14 protein-coding genes are annotated in these 17870 nt (G+C 69.9%); 4 read left to right on the top strand and 10 right to left on the bottom strand.

Going from position 1 to position 17870, the window contains the following annotated elements:
- Positions 1-42 precede the first annotated feature (42 nt).
- The 3 genes from ABD810_RS24845 to ABD810_RS24855 all read right to left on the bottom strand — a co-directional run bounded on the left by ABD810_RS24845 (position 43) and on the right by ABD810_RS24855 (position 3844).
- Complete coding sequence (locus ABD810_RS24845) at positions 43-876, bottom strand: hypothetical protein (RefSeq protein ID WP_344945049.1); 834 nt, start codon at positions 874-876, stop codon at positions 43-45.
- A 171-nt stretch (positions 877-1047) separates the two neighbouring features.
- Complete coding sequence (locus ABD810_RS24850) at positions 1048-1911, bottom strand: hypothetical protein (RefSeq protein ID WP_344945052.1); 864 nt, start codon at positions 1909-1911, stop codon at positions 1048-1050.
- Positions 1912-2002: 91 nt separating this feature from the next.
- Positions 2003-3844 carry an AMP-dependent synthetase/ligase gene (locus ABD810_RS24855; protein ID WP_344945054.1) on the bottom strand — a complete coding sequence of 614 codons (1842 nt, stop codon included), beginning with the start codon at positions 3842-3844 and terminating at the stop codon, positions 2003-2005.
- 280 nt (positions 3845-4124) lie between these two features.
- Here ABD810_RS24855 and ABD810_RS24860 point away from each other — a divergent pair, with 280 nt between their 5' ends.
- The gene (locus ABD810_RS24860; RefSeq protein ID WP_344945057.1) at positions 4125-5603 is read left to right on the top strand and encodes a peptide MFS transporter; all 1479 of its coding nucleotides are present in this window, start codon (positions 4125-4127) and stop codon (positions 5601-5603) included.
- Positions 5604-5625: 22 nt separating this feature from the next.
- Here ABD810_RS24860 and yczR read toward each other — a convergent pair whose 3' ends face one another.
- Positions 5626-7068 (bottom strand): MocR-like transcription factor YczR, encoded by a 1443-nt coding sequence (gene yczR / locus ABD810_RS24865; RefSeq protein WP_344945060.1) that lies wholly within the window; start codon positions 7066-7068, stop codon positions 5626-5628.
- A gap of 64 nt (positions 7069-7132) precedes the next feature.
- Between yczR and yczE the strand changes: the two genes are divergently transcribed.
- The gene (yczE, locus tag ABD810_RS24870; RefSeq protein ID WP_344945064.1) at positions 7133-7738 is read left to right on the top strand and encodes a membrane protein YczE; all 606 of its coding nucleotides are present in this window, start codon (positions 7133-7135) and stop codon (positions 7736-7738) included.
- A 76-nt stretch (positions 7739-7814) separates the two neighbouring features.
- On the top strand, positions 7815-9617 hold the full coding sequence (locus tag ABD810_RS24875; RefSeq protein WP_344945067.1) for a glycoside hydrolase family 15 protein: 1803 nt from the start codon (positions 7815-7817) through the stop codon (positions 9615-9617).
- A 35-nt stretch (positions 9618-9652) separates the two neighbouring features.
- On the opposite strand, the gene ABD810_RS24880 is transcribed toward ABD810_RS24875, so the two are convergent.
- Complete coding sequence (locus ABD810_RS24880) at positions 9653-10558, bottom strand: hypothetical protein (protein WP_344945070.1); 906 nt, start codon at positions 10556-10558, stop codon at positions 9653-9655.
- A 41-nt stretch (positions 10559-10599) separates the two neighbouring features.
- Positions 10600-11526 carry a S66 peptidase family protein gene (locus ABD810_RS24885; RefSeq protein WP_344945073.1) on the bottom strand — a complete coding sequence of 309 codons (927 nt, stop codon included), beginning with the start codon at positions 11524-11526 and terminating at the stop codon, positions 10600-10602.
- A 173-nt stretch (positions 11527-11699) separates the two neighbouring features.
- Here ABD810_RS24885 and ABD810_RS24890 point away from each other — a divergent pair, with 173 nt between their 5' ends.
- Positions 11700-12584, top strand: a complete 885-nt coding sequence (locus ABD810_RS24890; RefSeq protein ID WP_344945076.1) for a sulfotransferase family protein — start codon at positions 11700-11702, stop codon at positions 12582-12584.
- Between the two features lie 9 nt (positions 12585-12593).
- Here the strand turns inward: ABD810_RS24890 and ABD810_RS24895 are convergent, their stop codons facing one another.
- From ABD810_RS24895 to ABD810_RS24910, 4 genes are all read right to left on the bottom strand, one after another.
- Positions 12594-14489 carry an ABC transporter ATP-binding protein gene (locus tag ABD810_RS24895; RefSeq protein ID WP_344945423.1) on the bottom strand — a complete coding sequence of 632 codons (1896 nt, stop codon included), beginning with the start codon at positions 14487-14489 and terminating at the stop codon, positions 12594-12596.
- Positions 14490-14690: 201 nt separating this feature from the next.
- Positions 14691-15494: an enoyl-CoA hydratase/isomerase family protein gene (locus tag ABD810_RS24900; RefSeq protein ID WP_344945079.1), complete on the bottom strand. Its 804-nt coding sequence runs from the start codon at positions 15492-15494 to the stop codon at positions 14691-14693.
- 255 nt (positions 15495-15749) lie between these two features.
- A complete protein-coding gene (locus tag ABD810_RS24905; protein ID WP_093173121.1) occupies positions 15750-15965 on the bottom strand; it encodes a helix-turn-helix domain-containing protein in 216 nt (71 codons plus the stop codon).
- Between the two features lie 114 nt (positions 15966-16079).
- Positions 16080-17678 (bottom strand): ABC-F family ATP-binding cassette domain-containing protein, encoded by a 1599-nt coding sequence (locus ABD810_RS24910; protein WP_344945095.1) that lies wholly within the window; start codon positions 17676-17678, stop codon positions 16080-16082.
- Positions 17679-17870: the final 192 nt, after the last annotated feature.

Here is a 17870-nt window from a genome sequence, read left to right on the forward strand (position 1 = left end):
CTCCCGGGAGCCAGGCGTTCCGGGGTTGGTCGCGCCAAGGACTTAGCGGACAACCTTCACATAGTCGGTTGCCGACGACCCAGACAGGCCGCGTGAGCCCTCGAAGACGACCTTCCAGGTACCGGACCAGTAGGCCGGAATCTTCGTGTAGAAGCTTCCGTCCGGGTTGGTCTCGATCGTGTCGACGTACTCCCACTTACCACCGTGTGCGCGGTGGAAGTACACCTTGATGTCCTGCCAGCCGAGGTGACGCCAGCTGTGCCAGCGGTGATCGTCGCGGCAACGGTTGCCGCCCACCACGTAGGCGTCGCCGTCCCACCACCAGTCGCCGTAGCACCGGGCGGTCTGAAGCTGGCCGGTGAGGGAAAGCTTCCGGCCCTTCTTGACGGGCTCAGGGCTCGCGTCGAAGTCCGCGATCCGCGTCGCGCGCGGTCCGCGGTGCCGGTCCGTGACGACCTTCACATAGAAGGACGACTTGGCCTTCACGACCTTGCCGTCGAAGCCGGTGGCCTCGACGTAGACGTTCCACTTCCCAGCCGGATCGTGCCGGTCGAGAACGATCGTCTTGGACCAGGTCTTGGTCTCCGAGCCGCCGGACGCCTTCGCCGCTCCGGGACACGGGTTGCAGTCGGACTGCCCGCCCTGTCCCGTCGGGTCGAAGTCGAGCTTGACGCTCTCCGCGGCCACGGTCTCGACCGTGGCCGTCACCGCGACGCGGTCGCGTCCACGGATGACCACGGGATCCGGGGTCACCTTGACGGACTCGATGCTGACCGCGGTGTCCGGCGCTGTGTCCGCCAGCGCCGGCGCCGCCACTGTGAGCACCGAAGCGCCCATAGCGGCCGCTACCAGGGTGGTAGCGATGCGTTTCATCATGCGGAACTTCCTCTCCCCGTAGAGAAAGGCATCCCAGTGGGGGTGTGCCTACGTCATAGACGCTTCCAGGCAGGAAAAAGTTGACTGGCAACCCCCAGCAAATAACCCCAAATCGGACATGTAACAATATCGTTATACTTGTAAATATACCTATTTGTCCTGGCTTCAAGTCTAATGTCGGGCTGTGCGGGAAACATAGGCGTAATGGCGTGTGCCGGGATACACGACCCGCCACGTGCCGCGTGCTCGTCTCACGCGCCTGGCGAAACGGCCCTCACCGTTGGTCCTCGCCTTGGCCACGCTCTTCCAGCCTTTCCGGCCGTGTTTCCTGTACTGCAGCGTGACCCGCTGCCGCGGGAACGACCAGTAGTCGAACCTGCCCGTCGGATCGACCCGCATGAGCGTCCCGGTCATCCGTACGGCCCGCCCCCGTTTCCGTACGCGGACGATCCGGACCCCGCTGAACGCGGTCCTTTTCCTGAACAGGAACGAGGAGGACGCGGTGGTCTTGCCCCCTCGGGTGTTCCTCGCGGTCGCGACGGCCCGCCAGCGCCCCGAGGGGTACCACCGGTTCAGGCCCACGGGAGGGTTGAAGCGCCACACCTCCCATCGGGCGGCACGACCTGCGGAGGCGGGAGGAAGGGCCCCGGCCGCGCGTGCGGCGGGCGTTCCCGGCGCGCCACCCCCGCGCCGGGCCGGGGCCGGTGGGCGGGACCTGCCGCGCCGTCCGGGGGGCTCGACCCGCAGGCTCACCCCGTTGGGCCCCGAGACGCCCCGCGCGACGACGACCACCACCAGCCTGACCGCGCCCTTGGCCCCGGCCACCGGGGTCCGCGGGCGGACTCTCACCGACCGGATCACCGGCCGGTCCGGGCCCGGCGGGGCCGTGTGCGCGGCCGGGCCCGAGGCGGCCACCGTCGATCCGCCCGGGGACGGTGGCGCCTTCATCGCGCGTCCGGCGAAGGAGGGGGGCGCCTCCGCCAGGACCGTGAGCGCGGCCAGCCCTGCCGCCGACGACGTGAGCAAACGTCTCATGGTCATGGCCTGGAGGCTAGGGACCGAGGGGTAACGGCCCGGGGCCGACACGCCCCCCGCCCGGTAAAGCACCCGCGGAGCAGCGGCCGGATCAGTCGTCGTACATCGCGTCGATCGCCTCGGCGTACTTGGCGTGGATGACGCGGCGCTTGAGCTTGAGGCTCGGCGTGAGCTCCTCGGTCTCGGCGGTCCACTCGACCGGGAGCAGCCGCCACTTCTTGACCTGCTGGACGCGGGCGAGCTTCTCGTTGGCGGCGGCGACGGCCGCCTCGACCTCCTTGACCACATCAGGGTGCTCGGCCAGGTCGGCCAGCGAGGTGAACTCGATGCCGCGGCCCTGCGCCCACACCGGGGCGACCTCGCCGTCGAGGGTGAGGACCGCCACGACGTAGGGCCTGCGGTCGCCGTACGCGAGCGCCTGGCCGATGATCGGGTGCTCCTTGAGGAAGTTCTCGGTGTTGGCCGGGGAGATGTTCTCGCCGCCGGCGGTGATGATGAGCTCCTTCTTGCGGTCGACGATGCTGACGAACCCGTCCTCGTCGACGGAGCCGACGTCGCCGGTGTGCAGCCAGCCGTCCTCGTCGAGAAGCTCGGCGGTGGCCTCGGGGCGGTTGAGGTAGCCCTTGGTGTTGGCGGGGCTGCGCGTGATGATCTCGCCGTCGTCGGCGATGCGCACCTCGACGCCGGGCCCGGGGCGGCCGACCGTGCCGAGCTTGTACTGCTCGATGCTGTTGGCGGTGAACGCGCCGCTCGTCTCGGTCATCCCGTACACGTCGAGCACCTTCAGCCCGAACCCGGCGAAGAACCGCTGGACCTCGAGCGGCATCGGGGCGGCGGCGGTGGCGAGCCAGCGGGCGTTCTCCAGGCCGATCAGCGAGCGGATGATCGACAGCAGCGCCGCATCGGCACGCTCGTACGCCGCGACGACCTCGGGGCTCGGGACCCGGCCGTACTGGGAGCCCTCGATGTAGGCGAGCCCGGCGGCCATGGCCGCGCGGACGTTCTCCTGCTGCTCCTCGGGCTGGGTGCTGAGCAGAGCCTGCAGGCGGGCCATCATCTTCTCGTAGACCCTCGGCACGCCGAAGAACAGCATCGGCTTGACCTGGCCGAGCACCGCGCCGAGCTGGGCCAGGTCGGTGCAGAAGTGGACGTGGCAGACCTTGAACACCGGCAGGTACAGGCTGAGCACGCGCTCGGCGATGTGGGCGTAGGTGAGGTAGGAGATCTGCGCGCCGTGGGAGGGCAGCATGGTCATGCGGTCGGTGGCGACGACCTCGAAGAAGATGTTCTCGTGGGTCAGCGGCACGCCCTTGGGGTTGCCGGTGGTCCCGGAGGTGTACAGCACGGTGAGCACGTCGGTGGACTGGACGGCCGCGGCGCGCGCCTCCACGGCGTCGGGATCGGCCGCGAGGGATCGCTCGCCGAGGTCCAGGAAGTCGTCCCAGCTCATGAAGAGCTCGCCCTCGGGCGCGCCCTCGACGACGATGACCTTGCGCAGGCCCGGCAGCTCTCCGAGGATCGGTTCCCAGCGCGCGAGGTCGGCGGCGCTGCCGAGCACCACGATCTTGGCATCGACGTCGCGGGCGACGAAGGCCACCTGCTCGGGCGCGAAGGTGGAGTACACCGAGCACGCCATGCCGCCGGCGTGGACCGCGCCGAGGTCGGCGAGCACGTGCTCGCTGCGGTTCACCATCATCAGGGCGACGGCCTCGCCGGGCGCTAGACCGAGGGCGCTGTAGGCGGCGGCGATCGCGAGCACCCGCCGCCTGGCCTCCCCGTAGGTCATGGTCGTCCAGCCGCCGTCGGCGGGGTCGGAATAAGCGGGGGCGTCGGGAAAGCGTTCGGCGGTGAGCTTGAGCTGTTCGCAGATGGTGCGACCCGCGATCTCCTGCTCGATCTCGGAACGTTCCGCAAGGACCCGGGGGTCGGCCATGTCACGCCTCCAGAAAGTGCTCACTTGCACGAGTGGAGTGCATCGCACCACAGGCTGTTCACCGTAGACAAGTCCCACGAAGTGAGAAGAACGGCCGCGCTTGCCTCCATCGGTCAATGGGCATTCATTCAACCACGGAGCGTGATCAAGTAAGGAGGATATTTGCCTATGTTGGCATATTTACCACATTAAGCCACAAAATGGATATTAGCCTCTCTTCCGGCCAATAGGGCAAGCCAGGTGGCCGGGGAGGCGTCACGGGGTACGGGGGTGGACCGGCATGGCCGGAGATGTCGGCTCGCGCGTGCAGGAAAGGACGATCTTCGGGCATCCGCGCGGTATCGTCACGCTCTTCCTCACCGAGATGTGGGAGCGGTTCAGCTTCTACGGCCTGCGCGCCATCCTGTACTTCTTCCTCATCGCCACCGCCGCCGGTGGCGGTCTCGGGCTGCCCAAGCCCACCGCCACCGCCGTCGTCGGCGTCTACGGGGCACTGGTCTACCTGCTCGCCCTGCCGGGCGGCTGGATCGCCGACCGGATACTCGGGGCGCGCAGGGCCGTGCTCACCGGCGGCGTGATCATCATGCTCGGCCACATCTGCATGGCCCTCCCGATCAGGGGCGCCGCGCTGATCTGGCTCGGCCTGGGCCTCATCGTGGTCGGCACCGGGCTGCTCAAGCCCAACATCTCGACCATGGTCGGCCAGCTGTACCCCGAAGGGGAGAACGCGCGGCGCGACGCCGGATTCTCCATCTTCTACCTCGGCATCAACCTGGGCGCCTTCGCCGCCCCCTACGTGGTGAGCAACCTGGCCAAGGACGGCCGCTGGCATCTCGGCTTCGGCGCGGCGGCGGTGGGCATGGCCATCGGCCTGACCCAGTACATCCTCGGCAGCCGTCACCTGCGCGGCGTCGGGGAGACCCCCGGCCACCGCCTCACCCCCAAGGAGCGCCGGCACTTCGGCCTGATCGCGCTGACCGGCCTGCTGGCCGCGACGCTGGCGGTCGTCGTGTGGGCGGCGACCGGCACGCTCACGGTCGACCGCTTCACGGTCGCGCTGACGGTGCTCACGATCGTGGTCCCGGTCGGCTATTTCGCCTACATCCTGCTCGGCAGCCACAACCTGACCGCCGACGAGCGGCTGAAGATGAAGGCCTACATCTGGCTGTTCGTCGCCGCCGCGATCTTCTGGATGATCTACGACCTGGCGCCGACCGTGCTGAACGAGTTCGCGGCGGAGAAGACGGACCTGCGGATCTTCGGCCACCCCATCACGGCCGCCACCACGCAGTCGTTCAACCCGCTGCTCATCATGATCTTCGTGCCGGTCTTCGCGGTGCTGTGGGTGCGGCTCGGCGACCGGGTGGGGGCCGCCCAGAAGTTCGCCTTCGGCCTGTTCATGATCGGCGTCAGCTTCGTGGTGATGGCCATCGCGGCCGCCCTGGCCCAGTCGGGCAGGATCTCGGTCTGGTGGCTGTTCCTGGTGTACCTCATCCAGGTGTTCGGTGAGCTGTCCCTGAGCCCGGTAGGCCTGTCGGTCACCGTCGAGCTGGCCCCGCACGCCTTCAGGAGCCAGATGCTCGGCGTCTGGTACCTGTCGTTCGCCGTCGGGGACGCCATCGGAGGGCAGACGGCGCGGCTGCTGAGATACGTGTCCGAGCCCGTCTACTTCCTCACGCTCGCCGCCATCGCGATCGCCGCCGCCGCCGTCCTGATCGGGTTCTCCCACCGGCTACGCGTGCTGATGGGAGAGCGGTGACGCCCGCGCGGGCCGTCCCGGCTCACAGGGTCGGCGTCAGCGGAGCCGCGCGTGCGCCATGGACGCCGAGGGACGAGCCGAGTGCCCGGGCCATGGCCAGGCGCCGGGCCGCGTCGGCCAGAGGCCGCGGTGGCATGGTGAACGGCAGGCGCAGGTAGCGCTCCAGCGTTCCGTCCACGCCGAACCACGGGCCGGGCGCCAGCCGTACCCCCTGGGCCGCCGCGGCGTCGGCGAAGGGGGTGGCGACCGGGGCGTCCAGCCGCACCCACAGCGAACCGCCGCCCCGCGGCACGGTGAACCGCCATTCGGGCAGCTCCGCGCGGAGGACCTCGACCAGCGCCGACCGTGAGGCCCCGAGGGTGCGCCTGCGTTCGGCCTTGGTCTCCTCGATGCGCTCGAACAGGCGGGTCACCACCAGTTGCTCGAAGAGCGGGGCGGCGATGTCCACCGAGGAGCGCAGCACCGCCAGGCGGCGGATCAGCGCGGCCGTGCCCCGGATCCAGCCGATGCGCAGCCCGCCCCACCACAGTTTGGAGGCCGACCCGATGCTGATCACGCGGCTGTCGGTGTCGAAGGCCGCCAGCGGAGAGATGGCCGGCACCTCGTCGATGGCGAGCTCGGCCCAGCTCTCGTCCACCACCAGCGTCGTGTCGTAGCGTCGCGCGGCCCCCACCAGCGCCGCGCGGTCGCCGTCGGCCATCAGCAGGCCGGTGGGGTTCTGGAAGTCGGGGATCACGTAGGCGAGCCGCGCCGCCGACTGGCGCATGGCGCAGCTCATCAGCTCCAGATCCCAGCCCTCGTCCGGTATGCCGACCGGGACCAGCCGCGCGCCGCGCATGCGGGCGGCGTCCAGCCCGTGCGGGTAAGTGGGGGACTCGACCACGACCGGGTCGCCCTGGCCGGCCAGGAGCGTCATCAGCAGGTGGATGGCGTGCTGCGCGCCCAAGGTGACCAGGATCTGGTCGGGCCGGGTGGCCAGGCCCCTGGCGCCGTACCGCGCGGCGATGGCCTCGCGCAGCGGCGGCAGGCCCACCGCGTCGTAGCCGGCGCCGAGTCCGTAGCGGGGGTAGGCCTCGGTCGCGGCGGCGATGGCGTCCGGCAGCAGGCCGGTCGCGGCGGGGGCGGCGCTGTGCAGCGGGAGCAGGCCGTCGCCGTCGGGGGCGACCCACGGGTTCTCGGTGCCCTGCGCCCCCGGGCCGGGAAGGGCGGTCCAGCTGCCGGACCCCTGGCGGCTGTCGAGGTATCCCTGCTCACGCAGCCGGTCGTAGGCGGTGGTCACGGTGGTACGGCTGACGCCGAGCGCCTGCGCCAGGTGGCGCTCGGCGGGCATGCGCACCCGTATGGGCAGGCGGCCGTCCAGGATCAGCGTGCGCACGGTCTCCGCCAGCACCCGGTAGTACGGCCGGGCCTCCGGGGAGATGCCGACGAGCCTGGCGAGCTGTGGTCCGCTCAGATGGCGCTCCATATGGCCACTTTCTCTGATTGGCTCTTTAGTTGCAAGCCAATGACCGCAGACCATTGCTACCACTATGAGCGAACTCTCCCTCCCCCGTGTCGAGTCCTTTCCCAGCCGCCTGCTCCGCCTGTACGCCGGCCTGGCGCTGTACGGCGCCGGGGTCGGCGTACAGGTCGAGTCCCGGCTCGGCAACAACCCCTGGGACGTGTTCCACCAGGGCCTGGCCGTCCGCACCGGCTGGTCCATCGGGACGTGGATCATCCTCGTCGGCGCCATCGTGATGGTCTTCTGGATCCCGCTCAGGCAACGCCCCGGCGTCGGCACGCTCAGCAACATCATCTTTCTCGGGCTCTTCGTCGACCTGACGATCTGGCTGGCCCCGACGCCGGACGCCCTTGTGGTGCGGTGGATCTACCTGCTGGCGGCGGTGGTGTTCGTCGCGGCCGCCACCGGGCTCTACCTCGGGGCGGGGATGGGCCCGGGCCCCAGAGACGGCCTGATGACCGGCCTGCACCGGCTCGGGCTGTCGATCCGCACGGCACGCACCCTGATCGAGCTGACCGTGCTCGCCGCCGGCTGGCTGCTCGGTGGCACCGTCGGCGTCGGCACGATCGTGTTCGCGATCGCGATCGGACCGCTCACGCAGTACTTCATGCAGCTCATGCGTCCCGGGCGGTGATCCGGCGCGTGTTTCGGGATCAAGCCGTCCATCGCCGAGGTAAGTGGCGGTGGCCGAACCGTACTAGCGTGACGGCATGCGGATCGAGGACTACGCCATCATCGGCGACATGCAGTCGGCCGCCCTCATCGGGCGCGACGGGTCGGTCGACTGGCTCTGCCTGCCCCGTTTCGACTCCCCCGCCTGCTTCTCGTCCCTGCTCGGCGAAGATCGCAACGGCCACTGGTGGATCGGACCGGCGGGACCGGACCGTCAGCTGAGCACCCGCCGGCGCTACCGGGAGAACACTCTGGTCCTGGAGACCGAGTGGGACACCGCCGGCGGCACCGTCCGGGTCACCGACTTCATGCCGCCCCGGCAGTCCAACCCCGACCTGGTCCGCATCGTCGAGTGCGTCGCGGGCAGCGTGGAGATGGCCACCCAGATCCGCATCCGCTTCGACTACGGCCGCATCGTGCCCTGGGTGCGCCGCAACGACGGCCAGCTCCAGGCCATCGGCGGGCCGGACTCGGTCTGGCTGCACTCCCCCGTGCCGCTGCAGGGCGGCGACTACGCCCACCGGGCGACGTTCAGGATGTCGGCGGGCGACCGGCTGGCGTTCGTGTTCACCTGGCATCCCTCCCACTCCCCGAAGCCCGAGCAGATCGACCCGTTCGCGGAGCTCGAGGAAACCGAGCGCATGTGGCGCGACTGGGTCGCCCGGTGCGACCCCCACGCCGAGGACCGGTGGCGTGACGCGGTCATCCGCTCGCTGATCACCCTCAAGGCGCTGACCTACGCCCCCACCGGCGGCATCGTGGCCGCGCCGACGACCTCCCTGCCCGAGGACCTCGGCGGCATCCGCAACTGGGACTACCGCTACTGCTGGCTGCGCGACGCCACGATGACGCTCGACGCGCTCATCTGCGCCGGGTACGTCGAGGAGGCGCGCGACTGGCGCGAGTGGCTGCTGCGCGCCATCGCGGGACGGCCGCAGGACCTCCAGATCATGTACGGCGTGGCCGGCGAGCGCCGCCTGCCCGAGATGGAGCTCCCCTGGCTCGACGGCTACGAGGACTCCCGCCCGGTGCGCATCGGCAACGCCGCCGTCGACCAGTTCCAGCTCGACGTCTACGGCGAGGTGATGAACTGCCTGTACGTGGCGCGGGCGTCGGGGCTCGCGGCCATCTCGCGCACCTGGGCCATCCAGCGATCGCTGATGGACTTCCTCGAGTCCCACTGGGACGAGCCCGACGAGGGCCTGTGGGAGGTCCGAGGGCCGCGCAGGCACTTCGTGCACTCCAAGGTGATGGCCTGGGTGGCCGCCGACCGCTCGATCAGGCAGATCGAGCGGTTCGGCCAGAACGGCCCGGTCGAGCGCTGGCGGGCGCTGCGTGACCGCATCCAGGCGGAGATCATGGAGAAGGGCTACGACCCGGTCAGGAACACCTTCACCCAGTCGTACGGCTCGCGCGAGCTGGACGCGGCCCTGCTGCTGATCCCGCAGACCGGGTTCCTGCCCCCGAGCGACCCCCGGGTCACCGGCACCATCGCGGCCATCGAGCGCGAGCTGATGTCGGACGACTTCGTGCTGCGCTACCCCCTCGCCCAGGACAACTCCATCGACGGCCTGGTGGGCGGCGAGGGGGCGTTCCTGGCGTGCAGCTTCTGGCTGGCCGAGGCGCGGGCCATGGTGGGCAGGCGGCGCGAGGCCGCCGAGCTGTTCGAGAGGCTGCTGTCGCTCCGCAACGACGTGGGGCTGCTGGCGGAGGAGTACGACCCGCGCTACGGCCGCCTGGTCGGCAACTTCCCGCAGGCCTTCAGCCACGTCCCGCTGATCCACACCGCCCAGACGCTGTCGCGCACGAGCACCACGCCTCGCTACGCCGACCTCCTGTGACGGCTCCGCCGGGGACTTCGCGGAGCCGGTGAGCCCTACCGGCCCTGGGCGAGGTCGGCGAGCAGGCGGGCGAACTCGGGGGGCGGGGCGACGACGAGGCGGCGCTGGCCGTCCTGGATCACCAGGTCCGCCTGGATGCGGGTCAGCCGCCCGTGGTTCCACCAGTAGACATGCGGGCTGAGACCGTCCTCGCGGGAACGGTACTCCCGGCGGGCGAACAGCCACAGCCGCTCGATGGCACGCATGACCGACAGGCCGTCGATGGGGTGGACGACCATCTCACCGGGATGGGGAAGCGCCACCATGAGACCGTCGGGCGAGACCAGCAGGTAGTCCTGGATCCGGCGCAGGTGCACGGCCGAGCTCACCGTCGAGCCGGTCATGATCCAGGCCGGGGTGCCGTCGAGGTCGACGCGGTGGGCGGACAGCTTCTCGTCGGCGAGCACGTTCCCGGCCGCCAGGTCGAGGGCCTCGGCCGGGGAGATGGGCCAGCAGAAGGCCTCCTCGGGCCGTACGGGACGGCCGGACACGGTGAGGATCTCGACCAGGTCGGAGCCGACGTGCCGTCCGATCAGCCGGGACGGGTCCTCGTCGAGGCTGTCGGCGAGCACCACTCGGGTGCGCAGCAGCGGGCGGATCTCGGCGAGGTCGCACACGTCGGGCAGGTCGTCCGCCCGGGCGACGGCGCGGGCCAGGTGGTCCGACACCAGCACCGGCCAGTCCTCTCGGGAGCGTCGTCCCGCCTCGCGGCGCAGCCCGGTGAGCTGTACGGTGATCCGCCGCGGTCCGGCGAGGACCACTGAGGCTCCGCCGGCCTCGAACACGCAGGCGTAGCCCAGGTTTTCCGCCACGAGCGCGAGCAGGGAGTCGAGATCGACCTCTTCGACCGGGCGGCGAGGCGCTTCGGCCCGCCGGTCCCGATATCGCCTGATCCAGCCCACGCAGGCTCCCTACTACCGCTTCGTCTTCCCCCGGACCAGCGCTACAGTGCCGTAGCAGGGTCGCGGAACAGGCAAGTCAAAGAGCACGATTCGGTATCAATCACCGCGTCTGCGCCCATCCATGCCGTGAACTGTGGTGTTCCGTGCCCGATGGGCAATCCGGCGATCATGGGCACCTCCAGCCCGGCGAGCCGCTCGATCAGCACGCCCAGCGGGTCTCCGCACCTCTCCCAGGAGCCGAGCACGATGCCGATGGCACCGTTCAGGCAGCCGGCCTCGAGAAGCTGGGTCAGCATGCGATCGATGCGGTACGGCTCCTCGCCGATGTCCTCCAGCAGCACGATGTGCCCCTTGCCGCGCATGGCGTACGGGGTGCCGCACAGGGCCGCGAGCAGCGAGAGGTTGCCCCCGGTCAGCGGGCCCTCGGCATGCCCGGGCACGATCACCTGGTCGCCGGCCACCGGAGCGGGCGTCTCCAGCTCGAACAGCGACGAGGTCAGGTGGGCGAGCGAGACCGCATCGGGCCCTCCGGCGTCGCCCAGGGTCTGGCAGGCGGGCATCGGCCCGAAACAGCTCGCCACGCCGAGCCGTACGGCGAACGCCTGGTGCAGGGCGGTGACGTCGCTGGATCCGAGCAGGATCTTGGGCCGGGCGGCTCCCATGACGGTCCAGTCGAGCAGGCCGAGCAGCCGGGTGGCGCCGTAACCGCCGCGGGCGCAGATCACCGCCCGGATGTCCGGGTCGCACCACGCCTCCTGCAGGTCGGCCGCCCTGCCCGCGTCAGAGCCGGCCAGATATCCCCGGCGGTTGAGCACCCTGGGCATCACGACCACGTCCAGGCCGAGCTCGGCCAGGATCTGCCGCCCCCGCGCGAGACGCACCGGATCCACCGGTCCCGAGGGCGCGACGACGGCCACCCGGTCGCCGGGACGCAACCGGGCCGGGATCCAGAGCCGCTGGCTGGTCATCGGGATACTCCGGGACGGTCACGCGCTACCGGTTCACGAAAGGCCAAAAGGCATGAAACTGCGGAAATGCCCGCAACAATGAGTAGTCTTACCCAGGTGACGCCATGTGCCACCGACGGGCGGGGCGTGGCCGGTTCGTTCACCTCGCAAAGGGTGTCAGACTGTCCTCACTTATGCGACCCCCGCCCCACATTCTCGTGGTCAACGGCATCAAGGTCCGCAGGCCGGTGTTCGTGCTCGGCGCCCCGCACTCCGGCGCGGATCTGCTCGCGCGTGCCCTGAAACGCTCTCCTGGCTTCCACGTGACCATGGGCAGGACGGCGGTCGCGCACGTCGTCTACGCCTTCGCGCGGCGGCCGTCGATCATGCGCAGGAAGGGCGGCGGCGCGGTGCGGGTGCTCCGTGACGCGCTCGCAGAAGCCTGGCAGATCATTCCCGGCGCCTGTGCCGAGTGCCCGGCGTCGTGCCGGGAGGCCGGGGCGGTGACCGGCGCGGGCCCGTGCGCCTCCCCCGCAGGCATCGTCCGGTTCGGTGACGCCAATCCCGACCTGCTGTACAGCGCCCCGGTGCTGCTCCAGGCGTTCCCCGACGCCCGTTTCGTCCAGCTCATCCGTGACGGCAGGGACGTCACGGCCGACATGCTCGCCGACCGCGCCTCCATGAGCTGGTCGCGGCCGGGCATGCTGAGCGACGAGACCGAGTTCCCCAACCCGTTCCTCGGCGTCAACGCCAGCGAGCACCGCGACAAGTGGACGACGATGCGGCCCGCCGGCAAGTGCGCCCTGCGCTGGCGCAGCGCCGTGCGACTGAGCGCCGCGCTGCGCCAGGAGCTGCCCCGCGACCAGCTCCTCACCCTCCGCTACGAGGACATGGCCGCCTCACCGGGCGAGACGATCGCCGCCATCTCCGGCTTCCTGGAGACCCGGGTCTCCAAGGTGGCCCTGTACGGCACGACCGCGCCCAAGGTCGGCGCGTGGCGCGCCCGGCTCAGGCCGGACGACGTCACGCTCGTGGAGAAGATCGCCAAGGAGGAGCTCACCCGGCTCGGCTACCTCTGACGTCGTGGCCTAGCGGCGCGCGGCTCGCGGATCACTCTGGTGCTCGAACTGGGTGCGGTAGAGCTCGGCGTAGGCGCCGTTCTGGGCGAGCAGCTCGTCGTGGCGGCCCCGCTCGGCGATGTGGCCGTCCTGGACCACCAAGATGGCGTCGGCTTCGCGGATCGTGGAGAGCCGGTGCGCGATGACCAGCGAGGTCCTTCCCGCCAGCGCCGTCTTCAGCGCCCGCTGGACGGCGGCCTCCGACTCGGAGTCGAGGTGCGCCGTGGCCTCGTCGAGCACGACCACCTGGGGGGCCTTCAGCAGCAGCCGGGCCAGCGCCACCCGCTGCTTCTCCCCGCCCGACAGCCGGTAGCCCCGGTCGCCGACGACCGTGTCCAGGCCGTCCGGTAGCGCCTCGATCAGCTCTCCGATCTGCGCGGCGCGCAGCGCCTCCCAGATCTCCTCGTCGCTCGCCCCCGGGCGGGCGTACCGCAGGTTGGCGCCGATCGTGTCGTGGAACAGGTGGGCGTCCTGCATCACGACGCCCACGGTGTCGCGCAGGGACGCCAGGGTGGCATCGCGCACGTCGACCCCGTTGACCCGCACGGCTCCGCCGGTCACGTCGTACAGCCGCGAGACCAGCGAGGTGATGGTGGTCTTGCCCGCGCCCGAATGCCCGACCAGCGCGATCAGCTCGCCGGGCCGGGCGGTGAACGTGACGCCCTTCAGCACCTCCTGGCTCGGGCCGGTGTCGGGCCGCGCGACCGACTCCAGCGACGCGAGCGACACCTCCTCGGCGGCCGGGTAGCGGAACTGGACGTCGTCGAACTCGATCGTGACCGGCCCGCTCGGCACCGGCCTGGCGTCGGGGGCCTCGGCGACCATGGGCTTGAGGTCGAGCACCTCGAAGACCCGGTCGAAGCTCACAAGCGCGGTCATCACGTCGACGTGGACGTTCGACAGGCTGGTCAGCGGGCCGTACAGGCGCATGAGCATCGCCGCCAGGGCCACCAGCGTGCCCAACGGGAAGGCCCCGTCGACCACGAGCACGCCGCCCGCGCCGTACACCATCGCGGTCGCGAGCGCCGCGACCAGGCCGAGCGCGACCCGGAAGACGGTGGCGTACATGCCCACCGTGATCCCCACGTCGCGCACCCGGCCGGCCCGCTCGCCGAAGTGCGCGGCCTCGTCGTCCGGGCGGCCGTACAGCTTGGCGACCATGGCCCCGGCCACGTTGAACCGCTCGGTCATGACCGAGCTCATCTCGGCGTCGAGTTGCATCTGCTCGCGGGTCAGCTTGGACATGCGGCGCCCGACCCACCGCGCGGGGAGGACGAAGATCGGCAGCAGGATGAGGGCGACCAGCGTGACCTGCCACGAGAGGACCAGCATGGCGCCGAGCACCACGACCAGGCTGACCACGTTGGACACCACGGCCGAGAGCGTGCTGGTGATCGCCCGCTGCGCGCCGATGACGTCGCCGTTCAGACGCGAGACCAGCGCGCCGGTCTGGGCGCGCATGAAGAACGCCACCGGCATTCGCTGGACGTGGTCGAAGACCTCGGTGCGCAGGTCGTAGATCAGGCCCTCGCCGATGCGCGAGGAGAACCAGCGCTGGGTCAGGCCGAGCCCGGCGTCCACCACCGCCAGGACCGCGATCACCATGGCCAGCTTCACGACCACGTCGGTACGGTGCGGGATGATGCCCTGGTCGATGATCGACTTCAGCAGCAGCGGGTTGGCGATCACGATGACCGCGTCGAGCACCACCAGCCCCAGGAATCCGGCGATCTGCCAGCGGTACGGCCGCGCGTATCGGGCGATGCGCGGCACCGTGCCCGGCGTGAGCCGCTCCTTGGTCACCGAGCTGTCGCGCCGCAGCGACCTCATCGTCTGGGGCCCGAATCCCCCGCCCAACATCGCCATCGTGGTGCTTCGCCGATCCTCTCCCCGCGTGTTCGGTACGGCGGCGCGTGCCCCCGTCTCCTCCTCCGGCGGAAGCACGAGAACCGGTTGCATGATTCCCGGGTCAGCTCAGGGCGAACGATCACTCCCTTGAGCCGGCACCCCGCCACCGGCCCTCTGTTCGGCTCTGGCGATTATCCTCCCAGGTCAGGGCTGGTCTTACTACTCGGAGCCGGCTGGGCGGCCACCGAACAGCGCCCTGATGCGGACGGCCTGCTCGGCACGCTCGGCGGCGCTCTGCTCCTCCAGGGTCCGCCCCCCGGCGCTCTGGAGCAGTCGCTTGGTCGCGGCCGCCGCGTCCCTGTCGGTGGTGAGCAGGGCGGCGGCGAGCCTCCTGGTGGCCGCCGACAGCTCTTCGCCCGGCACCACCTGCTCGGCGAGACCGAGCCTGAGCGCCTCCTCGGCCTCGACGACGCGGGCCGTGAGACAGATCTCCACGGCCCTGGCCAGACCGATCAGATCGACCAGCGGCTTGGTGCCGGTCAGGTCAGGGACCAGCCCAAGCGCGGGCTCTTTCATGCAGAACTTGGCGTCGTCGGCGAGTATCCGCAGGTCGCACGCCAGGGCCAGCTGAAACCCTGCGCCGATCGCGTGCCCCTGAACCGCCGCTATCGACACGATGTCAGGGCGGCGCAACCACAGGAAACCCTGCTGGAACTCCGCGATCCGCTCCTCCAGCGTGCCGCCGTCGAGCGCGGCCGCGGAGGCGAACGAACCCTGCCCCGGAACCCCTTCCGGGGTGAACATCCGCCGGTCGATGCCCGCTGAGAAGGACGGCCCCTCACCTCGGACCACGACGACACGCACCTGCTCCGGCAGCGTCCTGCCGATCTGAGCAAGCGCCGACCAGGTCGCGGACGTCTGCGCGTTCCGCTTATCAGGCCGGTCCAGTGTGATCGTCGCGATCTCGCCGTCCACCTCGAAGCGCAAACCGATCTCCGCGAGCTCCTCGCTATCGAGGGTCATGTCAGCCTCGCCGCGCACCCCTCCGGCGCGCGTCAGCGCTCCATCTGTGCCCGGCTCGGCATCCTGGCTCGCCGAGATCGCCGCCGCACTCCCCCCAAGCATCGCTTCCGGCATCGCCCGCTCCGTCCGTCATGTCGCTGTCCCGTCACGCCCGAACCCGGTGAGGTTCCAGAATGAGATTCTACCGGCGCGGGCGGGACGGGTCTCGACTGAACGGGACGAGCGGCTGCGGTCGCGCGTATCCGAGGCGGTTTTCTAGCGCTTCGACTTGCCTCGGGTGGCTCCCCCACGCCCCCGCAGAGTCACGCCGGACTCGCTGAGGATGCGGTGGATGAACCCGTATGACCTGCCCGTGGAAGCGGCCAGCGCGCGGATGCTCTCACCCGCGGCATAGCGCTTCTTAAGGTCGGCGGCCAGTTTTTCACGGTCGGCCCCGGTCACCCGGGTGCCCTTCTTCAGAGTCTCGGCCACGAGTACCTCCTGTAGTGCCAGACTTCCGCAGCGTTACTCACGCCATGATCAGTCATTTCAGCCGGATCGGCTACCTACTCCATGGGAAAAGATCCGTACCCGCTCAAATTAAGATCAGGCAAGTGCCACAAGATCGGAAAATTCATCGCTCCAAGCGTCTTCTACTCCGTCAGGTAGCAAGATCACCCTATCCGGTCGCAGGGCCGATACGGCACCCTCATCGTGTGTGACAAGGACAATTGCCCCAGAATAGGACCTCAACGCTGAAAGTACCTGATCGCGGCTGACCGGATCGAGGTTGTTCGTCGGCTCGTCGAGCAGCAGGACGTTGGCGCTCGAAAGCACCAGCGTGGCCAGGGCCAGGCGGGTCTTCTCCCCTCCGGAGAGCACGGACGCGGGCTTGTCGGCGTCGTCCCCCGAGAACAGGAACGAGCCGAGGACCTTGCGCAGGGCGACGTCGGGCACGTCGGGCCCGGCGGAACGCATGTTCTCCAGCACGCTGCGCCCGGGGTCCAGGGTCTCGTGCTCCTGGGCGTAGTAGCCCAGCTTGAGGCCGTGGCCTGGGCGAACCTCGCCGGAGTCGGGCTTTTCTATGCCGCCGAGCATGCGCAGCAGCGTGGTCTTGCCTGCGCCGTTGAGGCCGAGGACCACGACGCGGCTGCCCCGGTCGACGGCCGCGTCGACATCGGTGAAGACCTCCAGCGAGCCGTAGGACTTCGACAGGGCCGACGCGGTGAGCGGAGTGCGGCCACAGGGGGCCGGATCGGGGAAGCGGAGCTTGGCGACCTTGTCGCTGCGCCGCTCCTCCTCCACCCCCGCCAGCAGGCGCTTGGCCCGGCGCTCCATGTCCTGCGCGGCCTTGGCCTTGGTGGCCTTGGCGCGCATGCGGTCGGCCTGCGAAAGCAGCTGCGAGGCCTGGCGCTCGGCGTTGGCGCGCTCCCTCTTCCTGCGGCGCTCATCGGTCTCGCGCTGGGCGAGATAGGTGGTCCACCCGACGTTGTAAGTGTCGATGACACAGCGGTTTGCGTCGAGGTGCAGAACTTTGTTTACCGTCGCTTCAAGAAGGCCGACATCATGGCTAATAATGATCAAGCCGCCCTGGTGGGATCGTAAAAAATCACGAAGCCACCCGATTGAGTCTGCATCGAGGTGGTTTGTCGGCTCGTCCAGGAGGAGAGTCTCCGCTCCACTGAAAAGTATTCGCGCCAGTTCGACGCGGCGCCGCTGGCCACCGGAGAGGGTCTGGAGAGGCTGCTTCAGCACCCGGTCGGGCAACCCGAGGCTGGAGGCGATCGACGCGGCCTCGGCCTCGGCGGCGTACCCGCCGAGGACGTGCAACTGGTCCTCCAGGCGGCCGTACGCGCGCACCGCGCGGTCGCGGACGCGCACGTCGTCGGAGGCCATGCCGACCTCCGCCTGGCGCAGCTCGTGCAGCACCTGGTCGAGGCCGCGGGCCGAAAGGATGCGGTCGGTCGCGAGGACCGAGAGGTCGCCGGTGCGGGGGTCCTGGGGAAGGTAGCCGACGGCCCCACTCGTGGTCACGGTGCCGGCGGCGGGGAGGCCCTCGCCGGCCAGGATCTTGGTCAGCGTGGTCTTGCCTGCTCCGTTGCGGCCCACGAGGCCGATGCGGTCGCCGGGGTTCACCCGGAAGGACGCCCCTTCGATGAGCAGGCGGGAACCGGCGCGCAGTTCGATGTCAGACGCGATGATCATGATGAGGGAACACTCCCAGAACGGGGAACGAGGTCGAAGGACGTGCTTTCGGAGGCGGCCGGAGTGTCGTGAGCGGCCGAACGGCGCGGCCCGCTTCCATGCGTGCGCCGATCAATCGGGAGTGCGCATGCCTCATAGTGTACGGCCAGTCCTCCGGCGAGGCTTGATAGTTAAGAAAAAACTAATATGATG

Origin of the sequence: Sphaerisporangium flaviroseum (genome assembly GCF_039537005.1) — a bacterium.
Taxonomy (GTDB): Bacteria; Actinomycetota; Actinomycetes; order Streptosporangiales; family Streptosporangiaceae; genus Sphaerisporangium; species Sphaerisporangium flaviroseum.